Annotated in this window: 14 protein-coding genes; 9 read left to right on the forward strand and 5 right to left on the reverse strand. The window is 41.5% G+C overall.

Translation table 11 applies throughout. The features are described from left to right. Positions 1-90 precede the first annotated feature (90 nt). The gene (patD, locus tag UYI_RS0105050; RefSeq protein WP_016865588.1) at positions 91-441 is read left to right on the forward strand and encodes a heterocyst frequency control protein PatD; all 351 of its coding nucleotides are present in this window, start codon (positions 91-93) and stop codon (positions 439-441) included. A 90-nt stretch (positions 442-531) separates the two neighbouring features. Here patD and UYI_RS0105055 read toward each other — a convergent pair whose 3' ends face one another. The 3 genes from UYI_RS0105055 to UYI_RS0105065 form a co-directional block, all read right to left on the reverse strand. Next, complete coding sequence (locus UYI_RS0105055; RefSeq protein ID WP_016865589.1) at positions 532-1,602, reverse strand: DMT family transporter; 1,071 nt, start codon at positions 1,600-1,602, stop codon at positions 532-534. 232 nt (positions 1,603-1,834) lie between these two features. Continuing rightward, entirely contained in the window at positions 1,835-2,500 is a 666-nt protein-coding gene (locus UYI_RS0105060; RefSeq protein ID WP_016865590.1) for a response regulator transcription factor, read from the reverse strand. 24 nt (positions 2,501-2,524) lie between these two features. Further along, positions 2,525-3,673 carry a sensor histidine kinase gene (locus UYI_RS0105065; protein WP_016865591.1) on the reverse strand — a complete coding sequence of 383 codons (1,149 nt, stop codon included), beginning with the start codon at positions 3,671-3,673 and terminating at the stop codon, positions 2,525-2,527. A 516-nt stretch (positions 3,674-4,189) separates the two neighbouring features. Here UYI_RS0105065 and kdpA point away from each other — a divergent pair. The 5 genes from kdpA (at position 4,190) to UYI_RS0105095 (ending at position 10,048) form a co-directional block, all read left to right on the forward strand. Then, positions 4,190-5,929, forward strand: coding sequence for a potassium-transporting ATPase subunit KdpA (gene kdpA, locus UYI_RS0105070; RefSeq protein WP_026085748.1), 1,740 nt, complete (start codon positions 4,190-4,192; stop codon positions 5,927-5,929). Positions 5,930-6,070: 141 nt separating this feature from the next. After that, complete coding sequence (kdpB, locus tag UYI_RS0105075) at positions 6,071-8,221, forward strand: potassium-transporting ATPase subunit KdpB (protein WP_026085749.1); 2,151 nt, start codon at positions 6,071-6,073, stop codon at positions 8,219-8,221. Between the two features lie 487 nt (positions 8,222-8,708). Next, on the forward strand, positions 8,709-8,972 hold the full coding sequence (locus UYI_RS0105085; protein ID WP_016865595.1) for a potassium-transporting ATPase subunit F: 264 nt from the start codon (positions 8,709-8,711) through the stop codon (positions 8,970-8,972). Continuing rightward, positions 8,972-9,616, forward strand: a complete 645-nt coding sequence (gene kdpC, locus UYI_RS0105090) for a K(+)-transporting ATPase subunit C (RefSeq protein WP_016865596.1) — start codon at positions 8,972-8,974, stop codon at positions 9,614-9,616. The genes UYI_RS0105085 and kdpC overlap by 1 nt, the downstream gene beginning before the upstream one ends. Positions 9,617-9,706: 90 nt before the next feature. Next, complete coding sequence (locus UYI_RS0105095; RefSeq protein ID WP_016865597.1) at positions 9,707-10,048, forward strand: hypothetical protein; 342 nt, start codon at positions 9,707-9,709, stop codon at positions 10,046-10,048. 425 nt (positions 10,049-10,473) lie between these two features. Here UYI_RS0105095 and UYI_RS0105105 read toward each other — a convergent pair whose 3' ends face one another. Next, positions 10,474-11,217 (reverse strand): lipoate--protein ligase family protein, encoded by a 744-nt coding sequence (locus UYI_RS0105105; protein ID WP_016865599.1) that lies wholly within the window; start codon positions 11,215-11,217, stop codon positions 10,474-10,476. Positions 11,218-11,245: 28 nt separating this feature from the next. Continuing rightward, a complete protein-coding gene (locus UYI_RS0105110; RefSeq protein WP_016865600.1) occupies positions 11,246-11,734 on the reverse strand; it encodes a YbjN domain-containing protein in 489 nt (162 codons plus the stop codon). 189 nt (positions 11,735-11,923) lie between these two features. Between UYI_RS0105110 and ureE the strand changes: the two genes are divergently transcribed. The 3 genes from ureE (at position 11,924) to UYI_RS0105125 (ending at position 13,831) form a co-directional block, all read left to right on the forward strand. Further along, positions 11,924-12,367, forward strand: a complete 444-nt coding sequence (gene ureE, locus UYI_RS0105115) for an urease accessory protein UreE (RefSeq protein WP_016865601.1) — start codon at positions 11,924-11,926, stop codon at positions 12,365-12,367. Continuing rightward, on the forward strand, positions 12,345-13,034 hold the full coding sequence (locus UYI_RS0105120) for an urease accessory protein UreF (protein WP_016865602.1): 690 nt from the start codon (positions 12,345-12,347) through the stop codon (positions 13,032-13,034). Before ureE ends, UYI_RS0105120 begins: the two co-directional genes overlap by 23 nt. A gap of 185 nt (positions 13,035-13,219) precedes the next feature. Further along, the gene (locus UYI_RS0105125) at positions 13,220-13,831 is read left to right on the forward strand and encodes an HD domain-containing protein (protein ID WP_016865603.1); all 612 of its coding nucleotides are present in this window, start codon (positions 13,220-13,222) and stop codon (positions 13,829-13,831) included. Positions 13,832-14,018 lie beyond the last annotated feature (187 nt).

Here is a 14,018-nt window from a genome sequence, read left to right on the forward strand (position 1 = left end):
ATTTTGGAGTCCATAACCTAACAAAAGGTTAGAAAAGAGTATTGTATAAGAAAAATTACTTGACATTAATAGTATCTCAATTAGCACTGAATGTCTGTCAATCAAGAGAGATATCACACCTTCGTAGTACTATTAGAGCAACTCCGCTCCCAAGCAGCAACTCACCAAACAGATGCCCAGCAACTGCGACAGCATCTTTTGTCTTTACAACAATTTTTTCAGCAGCAGATTTTACCTTTAGCAGAGGAAAAAATACGGGAACTATCCTATCGGACAGAGATGAGTAAGCAACTGCGACTGCTGGAAATTGACGTGATGTTTTTTCAAGGTGCGCGACAAGCTGCAACTGCTGTTGATCGACTCAAAACAATTAGCGATCGCCTGACAATTATCATCGAATACTGCCAAGCCATTCTGCAATCAGAAGCACTAGAAAAGTGATGTGGTTGATAGTTGATAGTTGATTGTTGTTGGTTGATTGTTAGTAGTTAGTAGTTGTACCAGACGTGCCATGGCACGTCTGTACAGTGGTTAGTGGTTAGTAGTTGCTGGTTGCTGGTTGGGTGTTAAGAATTCCTCTTGCCCTCCTTGTCCTCCTTCTCCCTCTTCCCTTGTCCCCGATCCCCGATCCCCGATCTCCTCTACACCAGCTAAAACATCGCGTTGATTAATCAGGTAAATACTAATTAAAGTCAAACCAACTCCTATCCACTGTAACGGGCTGAGAACTTCTTGCAGCAATAAATTGCCGAATAATAAGGCAAATACAGGCGTGAGAAAAGTTAGAGAACTGAGACTAGTCAGATTACCTTTAGAAGCAAAATAGAAAAACAATGCGTAGGCGATCGCGCTGCCAAATACCGTAGCATACCCCAAAGCTGCCCAGTCTGATGGTACGAGATTCTGCCATTGTTGAGATTCTACAACCGATGAAATCCCCCACAAGGGTAAGCCACCGATAACCATATGCCATCCCGTAGCAGTGACGGGATCAGCATGACGGCTGACAAAGCGGATCATCACCGTTCCCACTGCCATACTCAAAGCTGCCAATAGCATTAGCCATTCGCCACTAGCAAACAGAGAATTTAGGAATGGGAGAGTGGGAGAAAGCAAAATTTTGGGAGTGTTGTGAGACAAAAGACCTAAAATCAACTCATCAGGTAAGCCAATCAAACTGATCCCCGTAACGCCCAACAAAAGTCCTAGCCATCCCCACAAACCAATTCTTTCCTGAAACAACCAAGAAGACATCAAAGCCACCGCCAAAGGTTGGGAGTCAATCATCACTGATCCCAAACCAGCACCAGTTCTCACTAATCCCTCAGCCAAAAAGCCTTGAAATAATGCCCCATCTACCAAGGCAAATAAAGCAATCCACAGCCAAGCAGTCCAACCCTTAGGCTGGGATCTACCCATGAAAGCAGCTGCAATTAAAATCAGTACCCCTGCTGGGACTATCCGCACCCCGGCCATAAACAACGGTGTGGTGTGGGAAATCACTCCTTTCATCGCCACCATCGCTGTGCCCCAGAGAAAAAAGGGTGCGATTAGGAGTAGGGGAGTTAAGGAAAGTCGAGATGCACTGAATTTCAGATGCATGAGATTGCTGACGCCTTTGCTTTACAACTGCATAAATTGCTTTACCTAATTTTACCGAATTATGTCTTTTTGTGAAGGAAAGAATACTTAGGCGTTGTGGCTATCAGTTAAGGATTTTAATTCTTGGGGTAAAAATAGAACTTTGAGTAAAAAACCGCACCAGGCACGGAGAACACAGAGGAAGAGAGGAAGAGAAGTAAATAATTTTACAAATGATTTGGATTGCGATTATTCACTTGATCAAACCTGCTTGCATGGCGACGATGACTGCTTGAGTGCGATCGCGGACTTCTAGTTTATGTAAAATTGCGTGGACATGAACTCTGACTGTACCTGTGGTGATATATAGTGCTTCAGCTATTTCCTGATTTGTTTTGCCTTGTGCTATGAGCGAGAGAATTTCTTGTTCTCGTTGCGTCAGTGGATTTACGGTTATAGATAGATTTTTGGTGTAATCTTCGGTAGAATTGAACTCGAACTTGGAGCGAATTTCTTGGGTTGCAGTTTCATCCCACCAAGATGCTCCCGCAGCCACAGAACGCAGCGCCAGTACCAATTTTTCAGCCGCAATTCCTTTCAAGCAATAGCCTTGTGCGCCTGCTGCAATTAACCGTGCAATCAAGGACGCTTGAGAATGAGAAGTCAGAACTAATACAGGCAATTGGGGGTGTAGTTGCTTAATTTGTCGACACGTCTCGATGCCTCCAATACCTGGCAATCCTACATCCAAAAGTACAATATCAAGAGAATGTTGCTTGACTAACTCAACCGCAGTTTCGCCATCTTCCGTCTCAGCAATAATTTCTAACCCTGGTTCTTGTTGCAATCTGACGTGCAATCCCAAGCGGAACAGTTCATCATCTTCAACTAGGAGAATTTTGAGTGCAGTAGAAGCCATTACTCAACAATGATCAGTTATCAGTTAGCAGTTATCAGTTTTATAACTGTTGACTGAATGAGGATAAACTGGAAGTTTAAAACCAAAGATAGCTCCAGTTGTAGTGGTATCTGATGATAAAGTATCTTTCGCAGAAACTCGATTCTCTGCCCAAATTGTACCACCGTGCGCTTCAATAATTTGGCGAGACAGATAAAGCCCTAGCCCAGAACCTTTTGCTTGGCGATCGCTATGACCTTGGTAAAATCTTTCAAATAGGTGGGAAAATTCATTAGGCAAAATGCCTGCACCCGTGTCTAGGATTTTGACGATTTGGTGGGATGCTTGCGATTCTAGCACTACTTCCACATGACCACCGCGCCGAGAATGGTTTATGGCATTTACCAAAAGATTAGTAAAAACTCGTTCTAGTTGCAGAGTATCACCTAACACCCATAAAGATTGCCGAAAATCTGAATCACCATAGTCAAAAGTTATGTAAACGCGACGGTTAGAAGCTAAAGCCGCAAGGTTACTAGCAACATCTTCTGCGATCGCAACTAAATCAACAGGTGCTAAATTTAATTTTAGCCCCTCGGTATCATTGCGATAAACATCCAACAAAGTTTCGACAAATTGTAGAGAAGTCTGATGACTGCGTACCATTGTTGCTAGAACTTTCTGCTGAATTGGCGAAACAGCACCAAATTTTTCTTCCTGAAATGCTTTAATAGTTTCGATTGCTCCTAATAATGGTGTTTTAAGATCATGCGTCAGAGTAGAAGCAAAATCTTCTCGCAGTCTTACCAATTGTTCCTGTGATTCTAACTTAGCTTGAGTCAAGGCAATTGCTTGTTGCGAACGTCGCAGGCGTAGAATTAAAAACCCCGTCACTATCAACGCCATTGAAGCAATCACTCGACTTGAAACTGTGGAAATTACAACTGCTTCCCGTCCTGGTATCCATAAATTTAGCATAGTCAGGCAAACAGCAAGAAATGTTGCCTGCAAAGTTGCTCTTTCGCCAAACCAAGAATTTACTAATAAAATAGCTCCACTATAGAGATATCCAAACACATAATCTGTTGGAGTAGTATATTCTAGGGTTGCAATTACAATAAAGACTCCCAATATCAGAAGGGTTTTACCCAAGTGCCAGTTCTGAGACTGCAATTTCGTTTTTAAAGATGCCATTCACAAAATAATCCTGTCACTAATTTTTATTAATTAACCGCCAAGACGCCAAGAACGCCAAGCGTTAAGTTTTTAGATGAAAATAGAAAATAAAAATGCACTGAACTTTCAGCAGAACAGCCTTCTTCACTCAAATTATATGCAACTGTATGAAATTCAGAATATTCTGAGTAAATCTATTATAATTACGGATTTTTACTCGTGTGTTTAGATATCTATATATATTGTTTACTAATTATCTAAACACAATTCAAAACTGATATATATCTATTGATAAGTATTTTATATCAAAAAAATAAACATAATTTTATTACCCCTAATTCTTGTTTTATTTTGCAAAGCACTCGATGATGTAAATTGATACAGCTATCTCATAGAGGAAGTGCAAAAAAATCACTTTGTGTCTTAGTGACTTGATGGCTAACAAAAAGACTTTTCAGACTTATCCTTTTCTGAAAAAAGATTTTTGAATTAAGAGAAAGTCTGATTTTACTTATATTGGAGTTTACCTAACTCATGTTACAAGGGTGGATACAAATAGCATTAACGCTACTAATTGTGGTAACAATTACTCCCTTTTTTGGGAGATATATGGCACGTGTCTTCCAAGAGCAACAGACTTTTCTCGACCCGATTTCGAACCCAGTTGAGCGAGTAATTTACTCTCTGGTTGGTGTTCAAACCAGAGAAAATATGACGGGTTGGCAATATGCACGAGCCATTATCTACAGCAATATAGTGATGGGGTTGCTAATTTTTTTCATCATTATGAATCAGGGATGGCTACCCCTAAACCCAACGAAAATTGGCGCGCCAACTTGGGACACAGTACTACATACCACAATTTCCTTTATTACTAATACTAACCAACAGCATTATTCTGGTGAAACTTACATGAGTTACGCCAGTCAAATGTGGGGACTGGGATATCACATGTTTACCTCCGCAGCGACGGGAATAGCAGTGGCGATCGCCTTTATTCGCGGATTAACAGGTAGACCACTGGGTAATTTCTATGTAGATTTAATTCGCTCAATTACGCGGGTATTACTGCCAATTAGTATTGTAGGTGCGATCGCTCTTATGGCTGCTGGTGTTCCGGAAACATTAGCAGGGCCTGCACTAATTCCTACTTTAGAAGATCCTGGGATTACTCAGGCGATCGCTCGTGGTCCTGTGGCTCACTTTGAAATTATCAAAGAACTAGGGGAAAACGGCGGTGGTTTTTTTGCTATCAACTCTGCTCATCCATTTGAAAATCCTAACGGCTTTACTAATTTGATTCAGTTGGTAGCAATTCTCTCGATCCCAACCTCGCTGATTTACACCTATGGTATCTTCGCCAACAACATCAAACAAGCCTGGTTAGTTTATAGTATTCCTTTGGTAATCCTTGTTGGTTTTATCATCATTACAGCCATTGGCGAATATAACGGAAATCCGGCTGTAAATACTTTGTTGGGTAGCAATCAACCCAACCTTGAAGGTAAAGAAGTCAGATTTGGCTGGGCGCAATCTGCTTTATATGCAGCTATCACCACAGCCACGATGTGTGGTGCTGTTAATAGTATGCATGATTCGTATATGCCTAGTGGTGGTTTCGTCACCCTTTCCAATATGTTTTTGCAAATTGTGTTTGGTGGACAGGGTACAGGAACAGCTTATTTATTTGCTTATTTAATTTTGGCTGTATTTGCTACAGGCTTGATGGTGGGACGCACACCAGAATTTCTTGGACGCAAGATAGAAAAGCGGGAAGTAGTCCTAGCCAGTTTCCTAATATTGCTGGTTCATCCCATCGCTATTATGATTCCAGCCGCCATTGCTTTGGCATTTCCTGAGCAACTGGCAGGTATTAGCAATCCTGGTTTTCACGGCTTTGCCCAAGTTATCTACGAATATGCTTCCGCAGCTGCTAACAACGGTTCTGGGTTTGAAGGCTTGGCTGATTCTCAACCCTCTCCCTTGGCGATCGCCACAGGTACAGCACCAACTACAACTGCCCTGTGGTGGAACCTCAGTACTTGTTTTAGTCTCCTCGCAGGACGTTATATCCCAATCGTCGGTTTGCTGTTACTGGCAGATAGTATTTCCCGCAAACAGTCGGTGCCTTTAACGACTGGTACACTGCGAACTGATACCGGATTATTTACGGGCATAACCGCAGGTATAATTTTGATTTTAGGCGCACTCACTTTCTTTCCGGTACTGGCATTTGGCCCGATTGGTGAATTCTTTCAAATTAGTAACGGCTAATCGGAGATTGGAGGACAAGGAAGACAAGGAAGACAAAAAGGAGTAAATTCTACACTCCTCACACTCCCCCACCTCCCCACAGCCCCTAATCCCCAGAGGGGACCCCGAGTTCCCCATCTCCCCACTTCATAACTAAAATCTATGGGAACCAAGACCAATTCATCCTCTCCTCGTCCGCCCCGTATACCACAGGGAACTCGTGACTCGCGAAAGCACACCCCTAAAGCAGATATGCGGGGACTGTATCAAAGGGCTATTAAAGAGTCTTTTGTGAAACTCAATCCACGCATAGCTGTAAAAAACCCAGTTATGTTTATTGTCTGGGTGGGAACTATCGTCACTTTTCTTGTCACCCTTGACCCGAATTTGTTCGGAACTATACAACTTCCTGTTAACCAGCAGCGTTTGTTAAACGGGTTGATTACTCTGATTTTATTTTTCACAGTTCTGTTTGCTAACTTTGCCGAAGCTGTGGCTGAAGGGCGAGGTAAGGCACAAGCAGATACTTTGAGGGCGACGCGATCGGATACAATTGCTCGTAAAATTCTACCCGATGGTTCTATCCAAGAAGTGAATTCTACAGAACTGCGGCGGGGTGATTTAGTCAAAGTCGTTGCCAATGACATGATACCCGCCGATGGGGAAGTGATTGAGGGTATTGGCTCAGTGGATGAGTCTGCCATTACGGGAGAATCTGCCCCTGTACTTAAGCAACCCGGTACAGATATTGCTAGTTCTGTGACTGGTGGTACGCGGCTGCTGTCTGATCAATTAAAGATCCGCATTACAGCAGACCCTGGTCAGGGCTTTATTGATCGTATGATTTCTTTAGTAGAAGGGGCGGAACGTAGCAAAACTCCTAACGAAATCGCCTTAACAGTACTTTTGGCAGTCCTGACGCAAGTTTTCCTAATTGTCGTGGCAACTATTCCTCCTTTTGCTGGTTATATTGCTAACTTTGTCAGTACATTGTACGGAGTTGAGGCAGGAAACAGTCTCCGTGCTGGTGCTAGCGTTGCCATTTTGATTTCACTCTTAGTAGCATTAATTCCTACTACAATCGGTGGTTTGCTGAGTGCGATCGGTATTGCTGGGATGGATAGGGTGGCACAATTCAACGTCATTGCTACCTCTGGTCGAGCTGTAGAAGCCTGTGGCGATATCAACAGTTTGGTATTAGATAAAACAGGTACTATCACCTTTGGTAATCGCATGGCTGATGAGTTTATCCCTGTCAATGGTCACTCTGTAGAAGATATGGCGCAAGTATCCTTAGCTGCTAGCGTATTTGATGATACACCAGAGGGTAGGTCGATAGTCAAACTTGCCCAAAACTTTGGTGCAAGAGTAGATTTCGACACCAGCACAGCTGAAGGCGTCGAGTTTTCTGCTAAAACCCGCATGAGTGGTACTAACTTACCTGATGGTAAACAAATCCGTAAAGGAGCAGTAGATGCAATCAAGGGGTTTGTGCGTTCTCGTGGCGGAAATAATACTTCCGAACTGGATGCAGCGTTTGAGCGAGTTTCCCGTTTAGGTGGTACTCCTTTAGCAGTTTGCCAAAACGATGAGATTTATGGTGTGATTTACCTCAAAGATATCGTCAAGCCTGGTATTAAGGAACGATTTGACCAACTCCGTCGTATGGGTGTGCGTACCATTATGCTCACAGGTGACAATCGAATTACAGCTTCGGTGATTGCCCAAGAAGCGGGGGTTGATGATTTTATTGCCGAGGCAACTCCAGAAGACAAAATAGAAGTAATTCGTTCCGAACAGTCTCAGGGTAAGTTAGTGGCGATGACCGGAGACGGTACTAACGATGCACCAGCGCTGGCTCAAGCAAACGTGGGTTTAGCAATGAACTCTGGTACACAAGCTGCCAAAGAAGCCGCTAACATGGTGGACTTAGACTCTGATCCTACAAAGCTCATTGACTTGGTGACAATTGGTAAACAATTATTAATTACCCGTGGGGCGTTGACGACGTTTTCGATCGCTAATGATATCGCTAAGTATTTTGCGATCATCCCTACTATCTTTGCAGCAGCTGGTATTGGCGCATTGAATATCATGGGGCTGAAAAGCGCTCAATCTGCCATTATTTCAGCTTTGATTTACAATGCTCTCATTATCCCAGCCCTAATTCCTCTGGCACTCAAAGGTGTAAAGTTTCGCCCCTTGAGAGCAGACCAACTGCTACGCCGCAATATCTTTATATATGGTGTTGGCGGTATTATTGCTCCTTTTATTGCTATCAAGTTGATAGATGTCATTTTGCCGTTGTCTTGAGAATAGGAATCGGGGATTGGGGATCTAAACCTCAGTATTTTAGTTCAAAGCGTGAAGTTTTGAGTTTGAAACCTGAATGTTCCTGTTTGAAGTATGAAATTTTGAGTTTAAAACCTGAATGTTCTAGTTTCAAGTGTGAAGTTTCGAGTTTAAAACCTGAATGTTCTAGTTTCAAGTGTGAAGTTTCGAGTTTGAAACCTGAATGTTCCTGTTTGAAGTATGAAATTTTGAGTTTGAAACCTGAATGTTCTGGTTTCAAGTGTGAAGTTCAGTCAAATCCTCTTGCCTTCTGCCTTTTAAGAGTTAAAGCTGTGACCAAAATCGTATTTTATAAATCGAACACCGATGCACACTGATGCACACCGATGGACACAGATAGGTCATCGGTGTGTCCACAATTTCAATGTTTTAGTTCAAAACTTGAAGTTCCAGAATTGGAGATTAGTTAACAACCAACTATCAACCACCAACTACCAACTATTTATTTATGAAACCCATCCAACGCTACCCAATTTTATCTGACCAACTACTAGAAACTGTGACTGAAATTTGGTCTGCTAGCAAAAGACAAAAGCTGCCATTGTACTTGTTCATAGCCATGTGCTTGAACTTGGTGGTTGCACCTTTGGTGTTAGCTGCTGATCAACAGTTTTCTCGTACTCAAGCTTGGGCGTTGGGACTATTGGGAATAGTCACGGTTGCTCTTTCTATATATCTATTTTTTGTGATGTTTATACCGGAGAAATTCTGATGAGTTTTACACGCGAAGCAAGTAGAGCAATTCGTTCTACTTTAGTACTTTGGATCATTACAGCTATTATTTATCCTTTCGTAATGATTGGGTTTGGACAAGTTGTGTTTCCAACTCAGGTGAATGGTAGTCTAATCAGAAATACCCAAGGTGAAATAGTTGGTTCTGCTCTTGTTGGTCAACCTTTCACAAGCGATCGCTATTTTAACAGTCGCCCCAGTACTACTAGCTACAGTACTGCTGACCCGCAGAAGGATGAAGCCGGGGTATTAAAAACTGGAGTTTCCGGTGCTAGTAATTTGGCTCCTAGTAATCCAGCTTTGTTAGAGCGTATCAAAGGCAACGATGACCCCGACCCCAGTAAACGGGTTGAAGGAGATTTTCATCGTCTCAAAAATGCAGGTGTGCAGCCTACAGCCGATTTAGTATACACTTCTGGTTCCAGTCTTGACCCCCACATTACCCCAGAAGCTGCCAGAGCGCAAATTTCACGAGTCGCAAAGGCGCGAGGAGTACAGCCTCAGCAGTTGGAAACCCTTATTACTCAAAATACTGATGATCGTTTTTTGGGTATCTTTGGTGAACCGGGAGTTAACGTTTTGAAGTTGAATCTAGCTCTAGATACTTTGAAGCCTGCAATCTAAAATTAAGAGGTGAGTAGAACAGTTAACAGTAAGTAATAGAATGTGAAAACTGATAACTGATAACTGATAACTGAAAGTAATGCTGTGATTATGCTGATAGCAAAAGCCTCTAAAAATATACAATCTGTTTCTGTTGCACTCCCTTCTCAAACAGATCAGCCCAGTCAACCAAACTCGGCAAAGCAAAGCAATGATCATATCGGCTTGTTTACATTAGTTTTCATTACTTCTTTGATAATTGGCTTTATCTTGGGAAAATATCAGTCCAATAGATACAAAAAGCAGCGTGACAAGCAAATGGCTCAGATCCTCAAAGAATTTGAAAACTTGAAACAACAACAAAAGATGATGTCTAATACTGAGGAACAGATCAGTATTGAGAGGAAAAAGCAAATTGAAATGTTAGAGAGAATATGGAAAATCAAGCCTTAGAATAGATTTCTGCTTCAATGAAAAAGCAAATTGAAATCTTAGAGAGGATATGGAAGATCAAATTTCAATTTATCTTGTTATGGTATTCATCAATCATTCGTGAGCAACAAAATCCCAACATTATCCCCTATTTCGCAGAATTCGGGGATTTTCTTTTGTCAATTCTCACAACTTCTATACGGATTGCTATAGGAAGTCTATATATCAAACTATATTTATAAATATAGATAGTTTAGATATAAAATAAACGCAATTCGCCTTTAGGTATGGTATGAAAATATATTCCAAACTATATCTAAAAACACATTATGTTTTATAGATAAAATTACACAATATTCTTATAGCTAAATTAAAGGAAATGATATTTTATGTTGGAATAATTTTTTGAAAATCAACAAATTATTGAACCAAAACTATTTAAGTTATTATGGACTATACAGTTTAGTACTTAACGCCAAAATTGCTTGCCACTCATCTTCAGAGAGTGGTTGTACAGCTAATTGCATATCAAAACAATTACTAGCAGTAGCAATCAAAACTGCAATAATTTTTTCCATGCTCAAATTTTGCGGAATTTGCACACAACTAAACGACTCACCACCAAACACCTTGGTAAATAAATCTACATCTGGTTGCAAACGCATTGAACCATGTTGCAAGATTGCCCCACCACGTCGCAACTGGGCGCTACCAATGAGTTTATAACCATCTTGTGTAATTAAATCTGCATCGGTAGCAGTCCCAAAACAGTCTGGGTTGTGGATGTAACCCCGGCCAGCACTACCGTAGTGTAAATCTATGCCAAGCTGCCGCCATCCTTGAATTAAAAACTCACAGATTTTTTGGTACGCCTCAATGCGACTACCACTGAGTCCAGATGTGACAACAGCGTAAGTTAAATCACCTTGATGCAAAACTGCCCGTCCCCCAGTGGGACGCCGTACTAAATCTATTTTCTGACCTTGCCAAGTTAAATTCTGCCAGTGTTGAGGATATTTGTGTTGATGATAGCCAAGGGAAATAGCGACTGGCGACCAAGTATAAAATCGCAAACAAGGGGGATGCTGTCCCGATAAGTGCTGTCCTAATAACCAATGATCAATAGCCATTTGGATATTGCCATCGGCTTCTAGTAAAGGAATTAGTCGCCAAATCCGCTTGCTATGCATTTATACAGCATACCCCCCTGAAAATTACTTAAACTCCACCAAATTCTGATTGTAAAGTTTCGTCGTTAGTATCAGCGATTGTTGCCACAACAGTGATGAGGCGTGAGACTTCGCTAGCAGACAACTCTGCTAAGGTGCGCGTAGCCAGTACAACTACTTGATTTTCAATAATGCCAAAACGAGACTCAAAAGTGCTAGAGCAGTTCATCTCTAATAATTGCCGCATTAGTCTAGGTTCATCTTTAGCAGGTAACTTTAGTACTGGAGACCACACTGTGATCGTATCTTCATCTGTTGTCCCTGTAAGCTGGACAAAAATTTCTACACTGCCGTAAGTAAATTTCCAGAGATAATTACCCTCTGGAGACTGGCTAACCATAGCACTGTCATTTTGTTCCAGAGAATCAATCACGTTTTCAATTACTTCTACATGATTGATCGTTGCGGTATCTGTGACCACCTCATTGATCAGTTCTTCAGTTGCGATCGCTTCCGGATTTGGTTGGTAAGTTGCCATACAGATTTTTCCTCAAGTTTATGACTCACCCACCCCTACTTTATACCTTGGCAGCACACAGGGTGGAAAAGCCGAGGTAGATTTTTACATCATTAATTGTTTCAAAGGATTGATACTATAGACTGATTTAGAAATAATCACCTTATATTTTCAGTGGTAGTTTATTTCATGATTTATTTTTGATAGCTGATGCTGACTTTTACCCAAAAAAAACCACCAAGTCCTAATGCAGCAGTAATTTCAACTTTGTCTCTCACTGCGGAAGAACGTACCCGCAGTCGTCATCACTGGCAAATGGAAGATGGACAAGCAGTGCTTTTGCGTTTACCCAGAGGTACGGTACTGCGAGATGGGGATATTCTTGTAGATGAAACTACTGGTAGTCTAGTCAGGATTACTGCCAAACCAGAACCTGTTTTAACTGTAGTTGCCAAAAACACTATAGATTTACTTAAGGCGGCGTATCATTTAGGCAACCGTCATGTGGCAGTGGAAATTACACCCAGTTATTTACGCTTATCTCCTGATCCGATTTTACAAGCAATGCTGGAACAAATGGGAGTGGAAATTAAAGAAGAAATCTCACCTTTTCAACCAGAGGTAGGTGCGTATGGACACCATCACTCTCACTGATCCCAATCTGTTGTGTCTATTACAACTAGTTAGCCCGGCTTTACCTGTAGGCGGATATAGTTATTCTGAAGGATTAGAAACTTTGGTTGAAGATGGTGCGATCGCTCATCCAGAAAATCTCAAGCACTGGTTAGAAATGGAATTGCGTTATGGAGCAATTCGCATGGAAGCAGCTGTGATGATTCGAGGCTATCAATCAGTACAGGCAAGAGATTTCCAGAGGTTATCTAGCTGGAATAGCTGGTTATCGGCGGCGAGGGAAACCGAAGAATTACGCGCTTCTAGTTTGGGGATGGGGCGATCGCTAATCCGCCTTTTAATTGAATTACAACCACAAATTAAACCCGTTGCCGATGTTGTGGGTAATTCCTGTAATTATGCGATCGCTTTTGCCATAGCTGCTGCTTATTGGCAAATAAATATACAAGCAGCCTTATTAGGATATTTATATTCTTGGGCAAATAATTTGATTACTGCTGGGGTGAAACTCGTTCCTCTCGGTCAAACCTCAGGGCAAAAAATATTGCTCGAACTCCAGCCATTACTGAGCCACGCCACAGCACAGATTCTAAATTTAGAAGACGATGAACTCAGTTGCTGTACTTGGGGTTTATCTTTAGCAAGTATGAAGCATGAAACACTGTATACAAGATTGTTTCGGAGTTAGTCAAAACAAGTACAAAATTAACAGTCTTACGTCTATTAATTCGCTGTTACTGGTAATGGGTGACTCTTCTTCAATTAATCTGTGTTTATCTGTGTGCATCGGTGTTCGATTCCCAAAACATAATTTTTTTCACAGCGAATAAGTGTTGATAGAAAATAGCTACCCAAATTCTTTTTATCCCAATTATGCAAATTAATCGACTGACTCAACAAATTCAATTCATTATAGAAATTGACAAACTCAAGCAAATTTTGCGACAAACTCTGCTTACGGATGGCTCACGTCAGGAAAATAGTGCTGAACACTCTTGGCATATCGCAGTCATGGCGGTAGTTTTAGCAGAATATGCTCCAGCAGGAACTGATATCCTCCGTGCTATCAAAATGCTGCTAATTCACGATTTGGTAGAAATTGATGCAGGTGATACCTTTTGCTATGATGTGCAAGGCAATTTGAGTAAGGCAGAAAAAGAAGCTGAAGCAGCAAGAAGACTATTTGGACTTTTACCTGTGGATCAAGAAAGGGAGTTGCGTTCTCTTTGGGAAGAGTTTGAATTACAGCAAACACCCACTGCTCATTTTGCCGCAGCTTTAGACCGTATTCAACCTCTACTGCATAACCAACAAACCCAAGGGGGAACTTGGCGCATTCATGGTATTTCCCGTGAGCAAGTCATGCGGCGTGTAGCTCTGGTGGAAGTGGGTGCGCCAGAATTATGGCCTTTTGTTGAGCAGTTAATAGATGATTGTGTTGCAGCAGGTTATTTACAAGCAGGTTTTGGTTTGGAAGTTGGTTAGTGGTTAGTAGCTAGGAAGATTATGTTTTAGATATCGAACACAGATGAACACAGATGGACACAGATGGATTTTGCGTGTGCTTTTTAGGAGATGAAAACAAGGAGTGATAGTGGTTCTGAGTGGCTTAATTATCAGTGTATTTACTATTTATTTTATAAAAACTTGTTACATTGATATTAAATCACTT

Source organism: Fischerella muscicola PCC 7414, from assembly GCF_000317205.1.
GTDB lineage: Bacteria > Cyanobacteriota > Cyanobacteriia > Cyanobacteriales > Nostocaceae > Fischerella > Fischerella muscicola.

Coding starts and splice junctions, on each gene's coding strand:
- UYI_RS0105065 (WP_016865591.1), bottom strand. CDS start 3,673: ATGGCATCTTTAAAAACGAAATTGCAGTCTCAGAACTGGCACTTGGGT.
- UYI_RS0105060 (WP_016865590.1), bottom strand. CDS start 2,500: ATGGCTTCTACTGCACTCAAAATTCTCCTAGTTGAAGATGATGAACTG.
- ureE (WP_016865601.1), top strand. CDS start 11,924: ATGCTGACTTTTACCCAAAAAAAACCACCAAGTCCTAATGCAGCAGTA.
- UYI_RS0105055 (WP_016865589.1), bottom strand. CDS start 1,602: ATGCATCTGAAATTCAGTGCATCTCGACTTTCCTTAACTCCCCTACTC.
- UYI_RS0105125 (WP_016865603.1), top strand. CDS start 13,220: ATGCAAATTAATCGACTGACTCAACAAATTCAATTCATTATAGAAATT.
- UYI_RS0105105 (WP_016865599.1), bottom strand. CDS start 11,217: ATGCATAGCAAGCGGATTTGGCGACTAATTCCTTTACTAGAAGCCGAT.
- UYI_RS0105120 (WP_016865602.1), top strand. CDS start 12,345: ATGGACACCATCACTCTCACTGATCCCAATCTGTTGTGTCTATTACAA.
- kdpB (WP_026085749.1), top strand. CDS start 6,071: ATGGGAACCAAGACCAATTCATCCTCTCCTCGTCCGCCCCGTATACCA.
- patD (WP_016865588.1), top strand. CDS start 91: ATGTCTGTCAATCAAGAGAGATATCACACCTTCGTAGTACTATTAGAG.
- UYI_RS0105095 (WP_016865597.1), top strand. CDS start 9,707: ATGCTGATAGCAAAAGCCTCTAAAAATATACAATCTGTTTCTGTTGCA.
- UYI_RS0105110 (WP_016865600.1), bottom strand. CDS start 11,734: ATGGCAACTTACCAACCAAATCCGGAAGCGATCGCAACTGAAGAACTG.
- kdpC (WP_016865596.1), top strand. CDS start 8,972: ATGAGTTTTACACGCGAAGCAAGTAGAGCAATTCGTTCTACTTTAGTA.
- UYI_RS0105085 (WP_016865595.1), top strand. CDS start 8,709: ATGAAACCCATCCAACGCTACCCAATTTTATCTGACCAACTACTAGAA.
- kdpA (WP_026085748.1), top strand. CDS start 4,190: ATGTTACAAGGGTGGATACAAATAGCATTAACGCTACTAATTGTGGTA.